The 15,219-nt window shown below is 70.8% G+C and carries 16 protein-coding genes; 2 read left to right on the forward strand and 14 right to left on the reverse strand.

All coding sequences use genetic code 11. The features are described 5' to 3' along the window. Nucleotides 1–6: 6 nt before the first annotated feature. Genes ACGFNU_RS48610 through ACGFNU_RS48640 form a run of 7 tightly spaced genes read right to left on the reverse strand, consistent with a single transcriptional unit; the run spans nt 7 to nt 5,749 of the window. Complete coding sequence (locus ACGFNU_RS48610) at nt 7–861, reverse strand: spermidine synthase (RefSeq protein WP_392603565.1); 855 nt, start codon at nt 859–861, stop codon at nt 7–9. Nucleotides 862–865: 4 nt separating this feature from the next. Continuing rightward, nucleotides 866–1,609 carry a copper homeostasis protein CutC gene (locus tag ACGFNU_RS48615; protein WP_392603566.1) on the reverse strand — a complete coding sequence of 248 codons (744 nt, stop codon included), beginning with the start codon at nt 1,607–1,609 and terminating at the stop codon, nt 866–868. Further along, nucleotides 1,610–2,575: an asparaginase gene (locus ACGFNU_RS48620; protein WP_392603567.1), complete on the reverse strand. Its 966-nt coding sequence runs from the start codon at nt 2,573–2,575 to the stop codon at nt 1,610–1,612. Then, entirely contained in the window at nt 2,475–3,362 is an 888-nt protein-coding gene (locus ACGFNU_RS48625) for an amino acid ABC transporter permease (RefSeq protein ID WP_392603568.1), read from the reverse strand. Before ACGFNU_RS48625 ends, ACGFNU_RS48620 begins: the two co-directional genes overlap by 101 nt. Continuing rightward, a complete protein-coding gene (locus ACGFNU_RS48630; RefSeq protein ID WP_392603569.1) occupies nt 3,359–4,003 on the reverse strand; it encodes an amino acid ABC transporter permease in 645 nt (214 codons plus the stop codon). The genes ACGFNU_RS48625 and ACGFNU_RS48630 overlap by 4 nt, the downstream gene beginning before the upstream one ends. 15 nt (nt 4,004–4,018) lie before the next feature. Beyond that, nucleotides 4,019–4,990, reverse strand: coding sequence for a glutamate ABC transporter substrate-binding protein (locus ACGFNU_RS48635; RefSeq protein WP_392603570.1), 972 nt, complete (start codon nt 4,988–4,990; stop codon nt 4,019–4,021). Nucleotides 4,991–5,020: 30 nt separating this feature from the next. Then, nucleotides 5,021–5,749, reverse strand: a complete 729-nt coding sequence (locus ACGFNU_RS48640) for an amino acid ABC transporter ATP-binding protein (RefSeq protein WP_392603571.1) — start codon at nt 5,747–5,749, stop codon at nt 5,021–5,023. Nucleotides 5,750–5,879: 130 nt separating this feature from the next. Between ACGFNU_RS48640 and ACGFNU_RS48645 the strand changes: the two genes are divergently transcribed. Further along, nucleotides 5,880–7,040 (forward strand): ROK family protein, encoded by a 1,161-nt coding sequence (locus tag ACGFNU_RS48645; RefSeq protein ID WP_392603572.1) that lies wholly within the window; start codon nt 5,880–5,882, stop codon nt 7,038–7,040. 90 nt (nt 7,041–7,130) lie between these two features. Here ACGFNU_RS48645 and ACGFNU_RS48650 read toward each other — a convergent pair whose 3' ends face one another. From ACGFNU_RS48650 to ACGFNU_RS48670, 5 genes are all read right to left on the reverse strand, one after another. Beyond that, the gene (locus tag ACGFNU_RS48650; protein ID WP_392603638.1) at nt 7,131–8,099 is read right to left on the reverse strand and encodes an ABC transporter ATP-binding protein; all 969 of its coding nucleotides are present in this window, start codon (nt 8,097–8,099) and stop codon (nt 7,131–7,133) included. 76 nt (nt 8,100–8,175) lie between these two features. Next, entirely contained in the window at nt 8,176–9,261 is a 1,086-nt protein-coding gene (locus tag ACGFNU_RS48655; RefSeq protein WP_392603573.1) for an ABC transporter ATP-binding protein, read from the reverse strand. Beyond that, nucleotides 9,258–10,259 carry an ABC transporter permease gene (locus tag ACGFNU_RS48660; RefSeq protein ID WP_392603574.1) on the reverse strand — a complete coding sequence of 334 codons (1,002 nt, stop codon included), beginning with the start codon at nt 10,257–10,259 and terminating at the stop codon, nt 9,258–9,260. Before ACGFNU_RS48660 ends, ACGFNU_RS48655 begins: the two co-directional genes overlap by 4 nt. After that, the gene (locus ACGFNU_RS48665) at nt 10,252–11,178 is read right to left on the reverse strand and encodes an ABC transporter permease (RefSeq protein ID WP_392603575.1); all 927 of its coding nucleotides are present in this window, start codon (nt 11,176–11,178) and stop codon (nt 10,252–10,254) included. The genes ACGFNU_RS48660 and ACGFNU_RS48665 overlap by 8 nt, the downstream gene beginning before the upstream one ends. 6 nt (nt 11,179–11,184) lie before the next feature. After that, complete coding sequence (locus ACGFNU_RS48670; protein ID WP_392603576.1) at nt 11,185–12,786, reverse strand: ABC transporter substrate-binding protein; 1,602 nt, start codon at nt 12,784–12,786, stop codon at nt 11,185–11,187. 189 nt (nt 12,787–12,975) lie between these two features. On the opposite strand from ACGFNU_RS48670, the gene ACGFNU_RS48675 reads away from it, so the two are divergent. After that, nucleotides 12,976–14,382, forward strand: a complete 1,407-nt coding sequence (locus tag ACGFNU_RS48675; protein WP_392603578.1) for a M20/M25/M40 family metallo-hydrolase — start codon at nt 12,976–12,978, stop codon at nt 14,380–14,382. Between the two features lie 70 nt (nt 14,383–14,452). Here ACGFNU_RS48675 and ACGFNU_RS48680 read toward each other — a convergent pair whose 3' ends face one another. Both ACGFNU_RS48680 and ACGFNU_RS48685 read right to left on the reverse strand, forming a co-directional pair. Continuing rightward, nucleotides 14,453–14,659, reverse strand: coding sequence for a DUF5988 family protein (locus ACGFNU_RS48680; protein WP_392603579.1), 207 nt, complete (start codon nt 14,657–14,659; stop codon nt 14,453–14,455). A 27-nt stretch (nt 14,660–14,686) separates the two neighbouring features. Then, nucleotides 14,687–15,208 carry a hypothetical protein gene (locus ACGFNU_RS48685; RefSeq protein ID WP_392603580.1) on the reverse strand — a complete coding sequence of 174 codons (522 nt, stop codon included), beginning with the start codon at nt 15,206–15,208 and terminating at the stop codon, nt 14,687–14,689. Nucleotides 15,209–15,219: the final 11 nt, after the last annotated feature.

Here is a 15,219-nt window from a genome sequence, read left to right on the forward strand (position 1 = left end):
TGGGGGTCAGGGGCGGCCGAAGACTTGGGGTGGGGGGACGGGGGCTTCGATCTCTTCGCCGTCGTGGAGGGGGGTGGCGCCGGCCATGAAGGCGGTGAGGTCGGCGCCTTCGATGAGGCGGGCCTGGACGAGGCCGCCGGCGGCGCGGCGGGTGAGGTCTGCGATGGGGAGGGGCGTTCTGGAGGCGGCGACGATGAGGTTGCCGAAGCGGCGGCCGCGCAGGATGCCGGGCTCGGCCAGGACGATGGTGTGAGGGAAGACCGAGCGGACGGTGGCGGCCATGCGGCGGGCGAAGGGCAGGCGGAAGCCGTCCGCGACGTTGATCAGGTAGACGCCGTGCGGACGCAGGACGCGGGCCACGTCGTAGGTGAACTCCTGGGTGGCGAGCTCGACCGGCATCGAGGCCTGGGAGAACGCGTCGAGAACGGCGAGGTCGTCGGCCTCGTCGGCCAGGGCCGCGATGCCCGACCGGCCGTCCACGATGCGGATCTTGAGGCCGGGGACGTGCTTGACGGGCAGCTGCTCGCGGACGAGGTCGACGAGGGGCCCGTCGGGTTCGAGGACGACCTGGCGGGAGCCCGGGCGGGTCGCGGCGATGTAGCGGGGCAGGGTGCAGGCCGCGCCGCCGATGTGGACGGCGTCGAGGCCCTTCGGGGGCAGATGGTCGATCACGTCGCCCATCAGGCGCATGTACTCGAAGTCGAGGTGGGTGGGGTCGGTCAGGTCGACGTACGACTGCGGCACCCCGCCCACGCAGAGGATCCAGCCGTTCTCGCGGTCGGCGTCGCGCAGGAGCTCGGCCTCGCCGTTGGCGGTCGTGTAGCGATCCGCCCGTGGCTCCCGCCGCCCCCTGCGTCCCATGGGCTCAGTTTATTGCCGAGATCACCGAGGTGATGCCCGCGCTGGTGGTGACCAGTCGCTGGTATTCGGGGCGGCGCAGTTCCCCGCCCATGAACGGGTGGGGGTTGCGGTACACGGCGGGACTGTCGGCCTCGGAGAGGGCGGCGAAGTGGATCTCGCTGACGCCGGTCTCGGCGACGATGCGGGCCGCGTTGCGCTCGGTCACGCCGCCGCCCGGCATGACGACGATGCGGTCGCCGGCGCGTTCGACGAGCTCGGCGATCAGCGGGGCGCCTTCGAGCACGCTCACCTCCTGGCCCGAGGTGAGGACGCGGTCGATGCCGAGGTCGATGAGGGTCTCGAGGGCTGCGAACGGGTCGGCCGTCATGTCGAACGCGCGGTGGAACGTGATGGGGAGGCCCCCGGCGGCTTCGATGAGGCGGGTGGTGATCGCGCGGTCGATCTCGCCTTCGGGGGTCAGCGCGCCGATCACGACGCCGTGGGCGCCCGCCTCGCGGGCGAGGGCGACGTCGTGCTCCATCGCGTCGGCCTCGTGGGCGTCGAAGATGAAGTCGCCGCCGCGCGGGCGGATGATGACGTGGACGCGGATCGACGAGACCGCCGCGACGGCGGCGCGGACCGTGCCGAGGCTCGGGGTGATGCCGCCGTCGAACAGCGCGGCGCACAGCTCCACCCGGTGGGCGCCCGCCTTCTCGGCGGCCATCGCGCCCTCGACGCTGTCGATGCAGATCTCGTAGGTGAGGCTCACTTACTTCCCTTCGGTCGTGCGAATCTCGCCCACCACGCGGCCGCCGCCCAGGATGGGCACGGCGGCCGGCTCCGCGGCGGCCGGGGGGACGTCCACGCCGAGAGCCGCGAGGGCCCCCAGGGCGATGGCGGTGGTGGCGCGGGGACTGCCGTCGATGACCTTCACGGCGACGGCGTGGCCCTCGGCGGTGGCGGCGATGAGGACGCCTTCGGCACCGCCCTTGACGACGGAGCCGGGCAACGCCCTCATGAGCTCGGTGTTCTGATGGCCGGTGCCGCCCACGTACTCGGGGTACTCGCGCATCGCGTCCGCCACCGCGCGGTAGGGGCCGTTCTTGGCGCGGACGAGGGACTGCGCGGCGCGGGCCAGGCCGGTCAGGGTGAGCCCGAAGAGCGGGGCGCCGCAACCGTCGATGGCCACGGGCACGGGCCGTTCGCCCGCGGCGTCGGCCATCGTGGTGCGGACGCCCTGCTGGAGCGGATGGTTCGGGTCGAGGTAGGTCTCCACCGGCCAGTCGTTGGCGACGCACGCGGCGAGCATGGCGGCGTGCTTGCCCGAGCAGTTCATGCGTTCGCGCGACTCGTCCGGCTCGCCGGCGCGGATGAGCGCCGCCCGCGTGCGCCCGTCCTCGGGTGGCGTCGCCGGGCACTGGAGCGCCTCGAAGCCGAGCCCCGCGTCGGCGAGGATCGCAGCGACGGTCTTGACGTGGAAGTCCTCGCCGGTGTGGCTGCCCGCCGCGATCGCGAGCCGTTCGCCGGTGAGCGGCGCGCCCGCCGTCAGGCACGCGAGCGCCTGGAACGGCTTGGTCGTGGAACGCGGCAGCACCGTACCGTGCACGTCGCCGCGCGCGTGCGCGAGGCTCCCGTCAGGCGCCAGCCCCGAGACGCTGCCGTAGTGCACGCTCTCCACGAAGCCGTTGCGCACGACCTCGGCCAGCACCGCGTACTCGACCGGCGTTGCGGACATTGCGTTCCTCCAGAGAGCGCGCGACCTTCGACAGCGTCGCGTTGATCACCAGGTAGACCAGCGCGATGACCAGGTAGGTCTGGATGAGCAGATGGTTGTAGTTGGCCAGCACCTTGCCGCTGTAGAGCAGCTCGGCGTAGCTGACGACGAAGCCGAGCGAGGTGTCCTTGACCAGGCCGACGGACTGGCTGATCAGCGACGGCAGCACCCGCCGCGCCGCCTGCGGCAGCACGATCATCCGCATGGCCCGGCCGCGGGTGAGGCCGACCGCGAGGCCCGCCTCCAGCTGGCCGCGCTCGACCGACTGGATGCCGGCCCGGAAGACCTCGGCGAACGCGGCGGCGTTGGACACCGACAGCGGCACGACGAGCTTCCAGAACAGCGGCATGTCGAGGCCGTACTTCGGCAGCGCGAACAACACCACGTACACCAGCAGCAGGGCCGGGATCGTCCGGACGATCTCGACGTACGCGGCGGACGGCAGGCGCACCCACCGGTTGTGCGACAGGCGGCCGAGCGCGAGCACGATGCCCGCCGCCATCGACAGCGCGATCGCCACGACCGCCGCGAGCGCGGTCGCCTTCAGCCCGTCCAGCAGATAGCGCCACATCGGCCAGGTGCCGTACGGGCGCCAGCGGTCGGCCGCGAGCTGCCCGTTGTCGGCGAACTGCCTTAGCGCCAGCCCGAGCAAAACGAGCCCGGCCAGGACGGTCAGCACGGTCGCGATCCGGATCCGGCGGCGGGCGCGCGGGCCGGGCTCGTCGAACAACACCCTCGCGACGCTCATCGCAGGATCGCCAGCTTCCGTTCGAGGGCGCCGGTGGTCAGCCCGGCGCACGCCGACAGCGCCATGTACAGCAGGCCCGCCGTCACGAAGATCCAGATGGGCTGCGCCTCGGCCAGGTTGACCCGGTTGGCCGCGGCGGTCAGCTCGACGACGCCGACCGCCGCCGCCAGCGCGGTGTTCATGATCGTCATGATCGCGATGTTGCCGAGTGGCTGGACCACCGTGCGCAGCGCCTGCGGCAGGATCACCATGCGGAGCGACTGGGTGAAGGTGAGGCCGAGCGCGCGGGCCGCCTCGCCCTGCCCCACCGGCACGGCGTTGATCCCCGACCGCACCGCCTCCGCCATGTACGCGCCCTGGTAGAGCGCGATGACGATCGCGGCGGTGGTGAAGAGCCCCGCCATCACCCCGATCTCGGGCAGGCCGAAGACGGCCAGCACGAGCCACACCAGCAGCGGGATGTTCTGCAGGGTCTCCACGTAGGCGGTGCCCGCGGCGCGCAGCACCCCCACCGGGCTGACGCGCATCGCGGCGACGACGACGCCGGCCGCGAGCGCGCCCGCCAGCGACAGCAGGGTGAGCTCCACCGTGATCAGCAGCCCGTCGCCGAACTCGCCGAGATGCCGGGTGATGACGTCCATATCTCTCGGGCGGCCTTACTCGGAGCCGGGCGCCGAGCCGATGGCGGGCGGCTGCGGCGCCTCGCCCTGCACGACCGTGCCGATCGAGTTCTTCCAGACCTTCGCCCACAGGCCGGACGTCTCGATGCTCTTCAGCCAGTCGTTGACGAACTGCTTCATCTGCGTGTCGCCGTGCTTGAGGCCGATGCCGTACGGGTCGCTGGTGAACGGCTTGCCCTGGATCTGGATGGTCGGGTCCTGCTTCGCGCTCGCCAGCAGCACCGCCTCATCCTGCACGTAGGCCTGACCCCGCCCCTGCTTGAGCGCCTGCACGCACTCGGGGTCACTGCCGAACGTGACGATCTTGGCGTCGGGCGCGGCCTTCTTGATGGCCGGGATCGCCGGGGTGTTGGCTCCCGCGATGACCGTCTTGCCCTTGAGGTCCTCGGGCTTGAGGATGCCGGTCTCGCCCTTCTTTGTGGCGATGACGAGGCCGGAGCTGTAGTACGGCCCGGCGAACGCGACCTGCTTGGCCCGCTCGGGGGTGATGCTGTACGTCTGGAAGACGACGTCGACGGTCCCGTTCGACAGCAGCGCCTCGCGGGTCTCGGACGCCGAGTTGACGATCTTCACCTCGGGCTTGCCGATGATGTACTTGGCCAGCAGCCGCCCGAAGTCGGCGTCCAGGCCCTCGACCTTCTTGGTGCCGGGGTTCTGCTGCGACAGCAGCGGCGCGTCCAGCGAACCGCCGACGATGAGCTGCCCGCGCTTCTTGATCTTGTCCATCGTGGAGCCGGCCGGGATGTTCGCCGCGACCGGGGCGGACGCCGTGAGGTCCTCCTTGTCGCCGCCGCCCGGGGCTCCGGGCACTGCGGAGGAGGACGAGTCGTCGCTGGAACAGGCCGCGAGGCCCGCGAAGGACAGCGCGGCGACAGCGGCCACCGCCGTACGCCGCAGAGCGGGACGCCCCGGAGCGGGACGCCGCAGACCCGGGAGGGTGCGCACCATGATCATCAACCTTTCTGGAACAGCCGTGAGTCAGTGGCTGAGAACCTTGGCCAGGAAGTCCCGGGCCCGGTCGGTGGCGGGTGAGTCGAAGAAGGTCCGCGGCGCGCCGGTCTCGACGACCTCGCCGTCCGCCATGAACACGACCCGGTCGGCGACCTGGCGGGCGAAGCCCATCTCGTGGGTGACCACGACCATGGTCATGCCGTCACGGGCCAGCGAGGTCATGACGTCCAGCACCTCGCCGACCATCTCGGGGTCGAGCGCCGAGGTGGGCTCGTCGAAGAGCATCGCCTTGGGCCGCATCGCCAGGGCGCGGGCGATCGCCGCGCGCTGCTGCTGTCCCCCGGACAGCTGAGCGGGGAGCTTGGCGGCCTGCCCGCCGATGCCGACGCGGTCGAGGAGCTCGCGCGCGGTGCGTTCCGCCTCGGCACGGCCCACGCCGCGCACCTTCATCGGGGCGAGCGTCAGGTTGTCCAGCACGGTCTTGTGCTGGAAGAGGTTGAACGACTGGAAGACCATGCCGACGTCGGCCCGCAGCCGGGCGAGCTCGCGGCCCTCGGCCGGAAGCGGCCGCCCGTCGACGCGGATCTCTCCCGACGTCGGGCTCTCCAGCCGGTTGAGGCAGCGGCAGAGGGTCGACTTGCCGGACCCGGACGGGCCGATCACGACCACGACCTCGCCCTTCGCCACATCGAGGTCGATGTCGCGGAGGGCATGGGTGTCGCCGAACCTCTTGGTCAGACCACGTACCTCGATCATTCGGTCCCGCCCCAACCTTCCACGGCGCCTTAACTTCCTTCGAAATCGAAGGTAACGAGGAAGATAGATCCCAAAATCGGACCAAGTCAAGACATTGCTGGGCAAAGTCGGTTCGTGCTATTCATCTGGGATGCGCATCAGAGACGACGGACCGGCGGCGCTCGTCCGGCTCGTGGCCGCCGGCCAGGCCGAGTCGCGAGCCGACCTCGCCCGGCTCTCCGGGCTGGCCCCGTCCAGCGTCTCGCTCCGGGTCGAGGAGCTCATCGACGCACGGCTGTTCGCCGAGGAGGGCGCGGGCGCGTCCCGCGGCGGGCGGCGGCCCCGGCGGCTGCGGCTCGCCCGCGAGGCGGGCGTGTTCTTCGCCGCCGACCTCGGCGCCCACCACGCCCGGCTGGCCATCGTCGACCTCGCCGGCACCCCGCTGGCGTTGTCGGAGCTGGCCTGCGAGATCGCCGTCGGCCCCGAGAGCACCCTCGACGCGGTCATCGAGCACCTGCGCGTCCTGGCGCGCGACCACGGTCTGGCCGGCCTGCCGGTGCGCGGCATGGGCGTGGGCCTGCCCGGACCGGTCGATCCGGCGACCGGCCAGGTGGTCTCGCCGTCGCGCATGCCCGGCTGGAACGACTTCCCGGCGCGCGACTACGTGGCCGAACGCGCGGGCGTGCCCGCGCTCGTGGAGAACGACGCCAACCTCATGGCGGTCGGTGAGCACCGGCACTCCTGGCCCGAGCTCGACAACCTCATGGTGCTCAAGCTCGGCAGCGGCATCGGCTGCGGTGTCATCGCCGAGGGCCGCCTGCATCGCGGACGCGGCGCGGCGGGCGACATCAGCCACGTGCGCATCCTGTCCGAGGCGACCATCGACTGCTCCTGCGGGCATCCCGACTGCCTGGAGGCGCACGCCAGCGGCGCGGCGCTCGCCGCCGCCCTCGCCGCGCAGGGCATCACGGTCGAGCATCCGGCCGACATCGTCGACCTGGTGACCAACGGGGTCCCGCAGGCCACCAGCGCCGTCCGCACCGCCGGGCGGCTCATCGGCGACGTGCTCACCGCGCTCGTCAACTTCTTCAACCCCGACGCGCTGGTCATCGGCGGCAGCATGTCCAACGCCGAGCCGCTCATCTCGACCATCCGCGGCGTCATCTACGAACGCTGCCTGCCGCTGGCCACCCGCAACCTGGAGATCGTCACGTCCCGGACGGGCCGCGACGCGAGCATCCTCGGCGCCGGCCACCTGCTCCTGGACTCGCCGCTGTCGAACGAGTGGATCGAGGCCGCCATCAAGTCGTAGCCGTCGCCGTCAGGACGCATGACCGTCAGGACGCATGACCGTCAGGACGTGACGGTCATGCGCTGACGGCCGGTCATGCGGGACGGCCGGTTACGCGGGGACGGTCTCCTCGGCGAAGTGGCAGGCGCTCGGATGGGCCGATCCGTCCCGTTCGACCAGGGCGGGCTCCTCCTCGGCGCACACGTCCTGGGCCTTCCAGCAGCGGGTCCGGAAGCGGCAGCCGGATGGCGGGTCGAGCGGCGACGGCGGCTCGCCCTCCAGGGTGATCTCCTCCCGCCAGCCGCGCGCGTCCGGGTCCGGCACGGGGACGGCCGACAGCAGCGCCTGCGTGTACGGATGCGTCGGGTGCTCGTAGATCTGCTCCTCGTCCCCGATTTCGACGACCTTGCCGAGGTACATCACGGCCACCCGATCGGAGATGTGCCGGACGGCGGCGAGGTCGTGCGCGATGAAGACGTACGCCAGGCCGAGCTCGTTCTGCAGGTCGGCGAGCAGGTTCATCACCTGGGCCTGGACGGAGACGTCGAGCGCCGACACGGGCTCGTCGCAAACGATCACGTCGGGCCGCAGCGCCAGGGCACGGGCGATGCCGACGCGCTGGCGCTGGCCCCCGGAGAACTGGTGCGGGTAGCGGTTGACGTGGTCGGGGTCGAGGCCGACGACCTCGAGGAGCTCCTTGACCCGTCCCCGCCGCTCGCCCTTGGGCGCGACCTCGGGGTGGATGTCGAACGGCTCGCCGACGATGTCGCCGACCGTCATGCGCGGGTTGAGCGAAGAGTACGGGTCCTGGAGCACCATTTGTATGCGGCGCCGCAGGTTGCGCAGGTCGCGGCGCGACAGGCCGTAGATGTCACGGCCCTCGAAGCGCACGCTGCCCGAAGTGGGCTTCTCCGCCGCCAGCAGGAGCCGTGCCAGGGTCGACTTGCCGCACCCCGACTCCCCCACGACGCCCAGCGTCTCGCCTCGGCGCAGCGTGAGGTCCACGCCGTCCACGGCCTTCACCCGGCCGACCTCGCGCTTGAACAGCACGCCCTGCGTCACCGGGTAGTGCTTCACCAGCCCCTCGACCTCGAGGACCGGCGACTCGGACTTGGCCGCCCCAGACGCGGTCGGCTCAGACTTGGCCGCCCCGGACTCAGGCGTCGTCGGATCCGGCACCGTACACCTCCTCGGCGAAATGACAGGCGGCCTCGTGCCCGGCCGTGCCGACCGCCACGAGCGGCGGGCGTTCCGCCGAGCAGATCGCCTCCGCGCGCGGGCAGCGCGGCGCGAACGGGCAACCGGGCGGCAACGCGGCCGGATTGGGCGGCGCGCCCTTGATGGGAATGAGCGGCCCGCGCCTGCGGTCGAGCCTCGGCACGGAGGCCAGCAGGCCGACCGTGTACGGGTGGGCGGGCCGGGCGTACAGCTCCCGCGCCGGAGCCTGCTCGGCGACCGCGCCCGCGTACATGACCACGATCCGGTCCGCGACGCCCGCCACCACGCCCAGGTCGTGCGTGATGAGGACGAGGCCCATCCGCAGGTCGGACTGCAGGTCGGCGAGCAGCCGCATGATCTGCGCCTGCACGGTCACGTCGAGCGCGGTGGTCGGCTCGTCGGCGATGAGCACGTCGGGCTCCAGCGCCAGCGCCATGGCGATCATGATGCGCTGCCGCATGCCGCCGGAGAACTGGTGCGGGTAGTCGCCCAGGCGCTGCCGCGCGGACGGGATGCGCACCCGCTCCATCAGTTCGACGGCCTTCACCTTGGCGTCCTTGCGCCGCATCCCGCGGTGCACCTCGTACATCTCGCAGATCTGGTCGCCGACCGTGAAGACCGGGTTCAGCGCGCTCAGCGCGTCCTGGAAGATCATGGAGATGCGGTCGCCGCGGTAGGTGCGGCGGCGCCGTTCGGGCAGGCCGAGGAGTTCCTCGCCGCGCAGCCGCACCGCGCCCTTGGTGATCTCGGCGGGCGGCATGTCGAGGATGCCCATGACCGCCTGGGCGGCCACGCTCTTGCCCGACCCCGACTCGCCCAGGATCGCGACCGTCTCGCCCTCCGCGAGCGTGTAGGAGAGCCCGTTGACGGCGCGCACCTGCTGGCCCCGCACCTTGAACCGGACGTGGAGATCCGCCACCTCCAGCAGCGGTGCCTCGTCCTTCCCGCGAGGCGCCCCGTCCGCCATGTCCTCGTCCTTCGGCCCCGTGTTCTTCGACTGCTTGTTCTTCACGTCTACGGTCACCGCAGTTTCGGGTCGAGGGCGTCGCGGACGGCGTCACCGAGCATCAGGAAGCTCAGCACGGTCGCCGACAGGAACAGCGCCGGGAACACCAGCAGATGCGGATGGTCGACGAAGTAGGACTGCGCCTGGTTGAGCTGCAGTCCCCACGACACCTCCGGGTACTGCAGGCCGACGCCGAGGAAGTCCAGCGTCGCCTCTCCCGCGATCACGTTGCCCACGTTGAGCGTCGCCACCACGATCACCGGGGCGATCGCGTTCGGCAGGATGTGCTTGCGCATGATGCGCAGGTCGGACGCGCCGAGCAGGCGCGCCGCCTGCACGTAGTCGGCGTCCTTCACCGCGATGACCTGGCCGCGCATGATCCGGATCATGGTCGTCCAGCCGAGCAGCACCAGCACCAGCGTCATCGCGCCGATGCCGTGGTCGGGGAAGGCGACCAGGATGACCGTCGCGCCCAGCACGAACGGCAGCCCGAAGAAGATGTCGGTGATCCGCGCGATCAGCCCGTCCCACAGGCCGCCGTAGTAGCCCCCGAGCATCCCGAAGACCACCGCGATGAGAAGGGCGAAGACCGTGACCGAGACCCCGATCAGCAGGGTCGGCCAGGCGCCGTGCACGACGTGCGCGTAGTAGTCGCAGCCCGACAGGTCGGTGCCGAACCGGTAGTCGCCGCCCGGAGCCTGCTTGGACAGGTTGGGGTCGCAGTTCTCGTTCTCACCGACGCTGGTGAACAGGCCCGGCGCGACCGCGAGCAGGGTGACCGCCAGCAGGATCGTCACGGAGATCCAGAAGATCCAGCGGCGCCGCAGGTCGCGCCAGGCGTCGCCCCAGAGCGAGGCCGACTGGCCGGAGACCAGCCCGCCCGCCTCGGCGACGGCCGCCGCCGTGGCGCCCGCGGCAACGGTGGCGGACGCGTCGGGGCCGGGGTCGCCCAGGCCGCCCGGGCCCGGCTCTGCGTCGTCGGTCGGGAGCCCCTTGCCGAGGGCCGGTTCAGTCATGGCGGATCCTCGGGTCGAGCACGCCGTACAGCAGGTCGACGGCGAGATTCACCAGCAGGAAGACGAGCACCAGCAGGGTGGACGCTCCCACCACCACCGGCCCCTCCTTCAGCTGGATCGACGTGAACACCTGCTGGCCGATGCCCGGCAGGTTGAAGATGCCCTCGGTGACCACGGCGCCGCCCATCAGCGTGCCGAAGTCCACGCCGAGGTAGGTGATCACCGGGATCAGCGAGTTGCGCAGCGTGTGCTTGCCCACGACGCGCACCTTGCTCAGCCCCTTGGCGTAGGCGGTGCGGACGTAGTCCGAGCGCAGGTTCTCGGCGATGCTCGTCCGGGTCAGCCGCGCCACGTACGACAGTCCGAGCGACCCGAGCACCATGCCTGGCAGCAGGTAGCTCATGGGCCAGCCGTCCTCGGTGCCGGCGGTGGGGAAGAGCCCCATGTTCAGCCCGAGGACGATCTGCGCGGTGTAGCCGAGGACGAACACCGGCACCGCGATGACGAGCGTCGTGCCGCCGAGGACCAGGGTGTCGGCGAGGCTGCCGCGCCGCAGCCCCGCCCACACCCCGAGTCCGATGCCGACGACCAGCTCGAACAGCCACGCCGTGAGCGCGAGCTGCGCGGTCACCGTCCAGCGTCCGCTGAGCACGTCGGACACGGCCTGGCCGTCGAACGTCTCGCCCAGGTCGCCCTGGAAGAGCCCGCCGAGGTACTTCGCGTACTGCACCAGCAGCGGGTCGTTCAGGTTGTAGTGCTCACGCAGGGCGTTGACCACCGACGGGGAGAGCGGCTTCTCCCCTGCCAGCGCCTGGATCGGGTCGCCCGGGAGCGCGAACACCATGGCGTAGATCAGGAAGGTCGTGCCCAGGAAGACCGGGATCGCCTGGAGCAGCCGCCGTGCGATGAAGCGCCACATGCTTGCTTACTTCACCGTCACTTCGTGGGCCAGCAGGCCGTTGGCGAACGGAGTGATGGTGATGTTGTCGATCTTGTCCGACTTGCCGCCGTAGCTCTTCCAGATCCACAGCGGCACGAGCGGCGCCTCGCGCAGCGCGACGTCCTCGGCCTGGTTGTAGAACTTGATGGCCTCGTCGTCGGTGGACGCGCCGTTGCCCTTGGCGATGAGCCCGTCGAACTCCTTGCTCGTCCAGCCCATGCGGTTCTTGGCGGAGGCCCACTGCGGCTCCAGGTAGTTCTGGGCGCTCGGGTAGTCGGCCTCCCAGTTCTGCCGGTACGGGCCCTTCTCCTTGCGGTCGGACAACATCGACAGGTAGTCCGAGACCGGGACCTTGCGGAACTGGATGTCGGTGATGCCGAGGTTCTGCTTGAGCGAGTTGGCGACGATCTGCATCCACTGCTCGTAGCTCGGCTGGGCGTTGGAGAAGTACAGCTCCAGCGTGCCCTTGAAGCCGCCGGCCTTGTCGAACAGCTGCTTGGCCTTGACCGGGTCGTAGGCGCACAGCTCACCGCACGCGCCCGCCCGGTGACCCTTGATCATCGGCGGCAGCAGCGAGTCGGCGACGACGTACTCGCCGTTGTAGACGGCCTTGTTGATGCCGTTGCGGTCGATGGCCATCGAGATGGCCTTGCGCAGGTCGGCGTTGCCGAACCGCTTGTCGAACAGCGGGAAGCCGAGGTAGTCGAACGTGCCGGTGTCGCGCGGCAGCGCGTTCTTGCCGAGCAGCCGCTTGGCCTCCGGCACCTTCGCGGCCGGGATCGACTGCATCAGGTCGATGCGCTTGGCCCGCAGGTCGGTGTACGTGGTGTCCTGGCTGGCGTAGCTGCGCCAGGTGAAGCCCTTGTTCTTGGGCTTGCGCGTGCCGGTGTAGGCGTCGAACACCTTGAGCTTGATCTGCTTGTTGTGCTCCCAGGCGCCGTCCATCATGTACGGCCCGTTGCCGATCGGCTTGTTGTCGAAGCCCTTGATGTCGGTGTACGCGGCCTTGGGCAGCGGCGCGAAGGCCGGGTGCGTGAGGAGCAGCTTGAACTGGCTGAACGGGGCGTCCAGCGTGACCTCGATCGTGGAGTCGTCGACGACCTTCAGGCCCGACAGCTTGTCGGCCTTGGGCTTGGCCTTCTCGTCCTCGGGGTTGAGGTCGCCGTAGCCCTTGATCTGCGAGAAGTAGCTGTTGCCCTCGAAGGCGTTGGGGCCGTAGGCGGCGTAGTTCCAGGCGTCCACGAAGCTCGCCGCGGTGACCTTCTCGCCGTTGTGGAACGTCTGCCCGGCCCTGATCTTGATCGTCCAGACCTTCTGGTCCTTGGACTCGACCGAGTCGGCGGCGCCGTTGACCGCGTTGCCCACCTTGTCGAGCTCGACGAGGTTCTCGAAGAGCTCGCTCGTGACGTCCCACGAGTAGCTGCTGGTGGTGTTGCCGGGGATCAGGTGGTCCGGCTCCGGGTGGCCGGCGACGAACGTGCCGTCGCTCGACTTGTCGCCCCCGCCGCCGCAGCCGGCCGCCGTGGCGGCCACCGAAAGCGCCAGCGCGACGGCACCGGCGCGCCTGCTCAGGCCTCGTCCGAACATGATCCTCCTTTGTGCTGAGACGGAGCAGCGACCCCGACTGATCGCACAGCGTGGACCCACCGAGGTGATCTTCGATACGGCCCTGCGGGTTTTGTCATCGGATCGATACCATCTCATGGAACTGATCTTCATTGGCTAAGGTCAACGGCCACGACAAACGCAAGAACCCTTCGAAAGGCGGCGGCACGGGTGATCGAACCGCAGGTAGCGCCCGGACGGCGCACGACGACCGGGGCGACTGCCGCCACGACGGCGGGGACGGCGGCCGATGAGGTCGCGGGCCTCTGCTCCGATCTTCTGCGCATCGACACCACCAACGAGGGCGAGGGACGCGGCCGCGGCGAACGGCCCGCCGCCGAGCACGTCGCCGCCCTCCTCGCCGAGGTGGGCGTCGAACCGTCCGTCGTCGAGTCCGCCCCCGGCCGCGCCAGCGTGCTGGCCCGCATCCCCGGCACCGATCCGGCGGCGCCAGCGTTCCTGATCCACGGGCACCTGGACGTCGTCCCGGCCGACCCCGCCGAGTGGAGCGTCCACCCGTTCTCCGGCGAGATCCAGGACGGCTGCGTCTGGGGTCGCGGCGCCGTCGACATGAAGGGCACCCTGGCGATGACCCTCGCGGTCGTCCGCCAGCGGCTGCGCGAGGACCGCCGGACGCGCGGCGACCTCGTCCTGGCCTTCCTCGCCGACGAGGAGTGCACCGGCGACTACGGCTCGCGCTACGTCGTCTCCGACCACCGCGAGATCTTCACCGGCTGCACGGAGGCCATCAGCGAGTCCGGCGGCTTCAGCGTCACGGTCCCTTCCGACACAGTGCCGTCCAGCGCGCAGCCGTCCAGCGCGGCGGAGGGCAAGCGCATCTACCCCATCGCCACCGGCGAGCGCGGCACCACCTGGATGCGGCTCACCGTCCAGGGCAAGGCCGGGCACGGCTCCAAGCCCAATTCCGACAACGCGGTCGCCGAACTGTGCCATGCGATCTCCCGCCTCGCCTCCCACGAATGGCCCGTCCGCCTCACCCCGGGCGTCCGCGCCCTGCTCGACGGTCTCGCGGACGCGCTCGGCACCACCATCGACCACGACCGCCTCGACGACGAGGCGCGCCGGCTCGGCCGCGTCGGCACCCTCTTCGAGGGGACGATCCGCAACTCCGCCAACCCGACCCGCCTCGACGCCGGGTACAAGGTCAACGTCATCCCCGGCGCGGCGACCGCCCAGGTGGACGGCCGCTACCTGCCCGGCACGGGCGAGGAGTTCCTGGCCACGATCGACCGGCTCCTCGGGCCGAAGGTGACGCGCGAGTTCATCAACTACGAGGAGGCGCCCGCCGCCGACCCCGCGGGCCCGACGTTCGCCGCCCTCGCCGGCTCGCTGCTGGCCGAGGACCCGCAGGCCAACCCCGTCCCGTACGTGATGGCCGGCGGCACCGACGCCAAGTCGTTCCACCGGATCGGCATCAAGAGCTTCGGTTTCGCGCCGCTGCTCCTCACGCCCGACCTGGACTACTTCGGCATGTTCCACGGCGTGGACGAACGGGTCCCGGTCGAGGGCCTGCGGTTCGGGACCCGCGTCCTCGACCGTTTCCTCGACACCCGCTGACGCCCGGCTGCTCGGCGACGGGGCCACTCGCGATCGGGCTACTCGGCGACCGTGCTACTCGGCGGCGGGGCTACTCGGCGACGGCTGTGCGCTCGGTCCACTCGAAGACCGGGAGCCGTCCCTCCGCGGTGTCGTGATGGCGCGGCGTCACCTTGAAGTGCTCGTAGCCGCCGCGGAACGGGAGCTTCACCTCCACACCGGGGGGAGTGATCCTGACGATCCGCTCCGGCAGGTCCGCCGGGCCGCCTTCCAGGAAAGCCTTCAACGGTGTGCTCATTCCCGGATGGTCACACAGCCCGGGGGTTCAGCCAATCTCCGCCAGGGACGTATCAGTGGCACCCGTCAGCCCGAGCCGGTTCAGGAGCTCTTCGAAGACGGCCTCGGCGCTGGGCTCGACGGGCGCCCGGAGCACCTCCAGGATCGAATCCGCCGGAACCGGACGCGCCGCCGCCTCGGCCCACTTCGCGGCCACCGCGGCGGCCTCCTCCGCGCTGAACACGGGTGGTTCGAGGACGCGATCACCCGCCGCGCGCCTGGCCCCCAGCACGGCCTGCCAGTAGCCGTACGGCCCGCTGAACCCCTCCACGGCCACGCGGTCGTCCTCCATGAAGGAGGCGAGCAGGGCGGCCGTGTGCGTCTCGGCGGCGATCTCGACGAGGAGCGCGACCGAGTCGCCGAGGCCGGCATCGGAGTCGAGCGAGCAGACCTGCCAGTTGTCGCCCCGCGGCTCGTTCCCCGCCACGGCGCGGCGGTAGGGCCGGAGAGCGTAGAGCTCGGGCAGCGGCCGGTCGTCCCTGGCGACGAGAAGGTGTCTCCGGTAGCTCATGCGCAGTCCCC

Source organism: Spirillospora sp. NPDC048911, from assembly GCF_043198015.1.
Lineage (GTDB): Bacteria > Actinomycetota > Actinomycetes > Streptosporangiales > Streptosporangiaceae > Spirillospora.

Bases quoted from the DNA above. Each gene is read 5' to 3' on its own strand.
- ACGFNU_RS48610 (WP_392603565.1), bottom strand. From the start codon at position 861: ATGGGACGCAGGGGGCGGCGGGAGCCACGGGCGGATCGCTACACGACC.
- ACGFNU_RS48620 (WP_392603567.1), bottom strand. From the start codon at position 2,575: ATGTCCGCAACGCCGGTCGAGTACGCGGTGCTGGCCGAGGTCGTGCGC.
- ACGFNU_RS48625 (WP_392603568.1), bottom strand. From the start codon at position 3,362: ATGAGCGTCGCGAGGGTGTTGTTCGACGAGCCCGGCCCGCGCGCCCGC.
- ACGFNU_RS48630 (WP_392603569.1), bottom strand. From the start codon at position 4,003: ATGGACGTCATCACCCGGCATCTCGGCGAGTTCGGCGACGGGCTGCTG.
- ACGFNU_RS48635 (WP_392603570.1), bottom strand. From the start codon at position 4,990: ATGGTGCGCACCCTCCCGGGTCTGCGGCGTCCCGCTCCGGGGCGTCCC.
- ACGFNU_RS48640 (WP_392603571.1), bottom strand. From the start codon at position 5,749: ATGATCGAGGTACGTGGTCTGACCAAGAGGTTCGGCGACACCCATGCC.
- ACGFNU_RS48645 (WP_392603572.1), top strand. From the start codon at position 5,880: ATGCGCATCAGAGACGACGGACCGGCGGCGCTCGTCCGGCTCGTGGCC.
- ACGFNU_RS48660 (WP_392603574.1), bottom strand. From the start codon at position 10,259: ATGACTGAACCGGCCCTCGGCAAGGGGCTCCCGACCGACGACGCAGAG.
- ACGFNU_RS48665 (WP_392603575.1), bottom strand. From the start codon at position 11,178: ATGTGGCGCTTCATCGCACGGCGGCTGCTCCAGGCGATCCCGGTCTTC.
- ACGFNU_RS48670 (WP_392603576.1), bottom strand. From the start codon at position 12,786: ATGTTCGGACGAGGCCTGAGCAGGCGCGCCGGTGCCGTCGCGCTGGCG.
- ACGFNU_RS48680 (WP_392603579.1), bottom strand. From the start codon at position 14,659: ATGAGCACACCGTTGAAGGCTTTCCTGGAAGGCGGCCCGGCGGACCTG.
- ACGFNU_RS48685 (WP_392603580.1), bottom strand. From the start codon at position 15,208: ATGAGCTACCGGAGACACCTTCTCGTCGCCAGGGACGACCGGCCGCTG.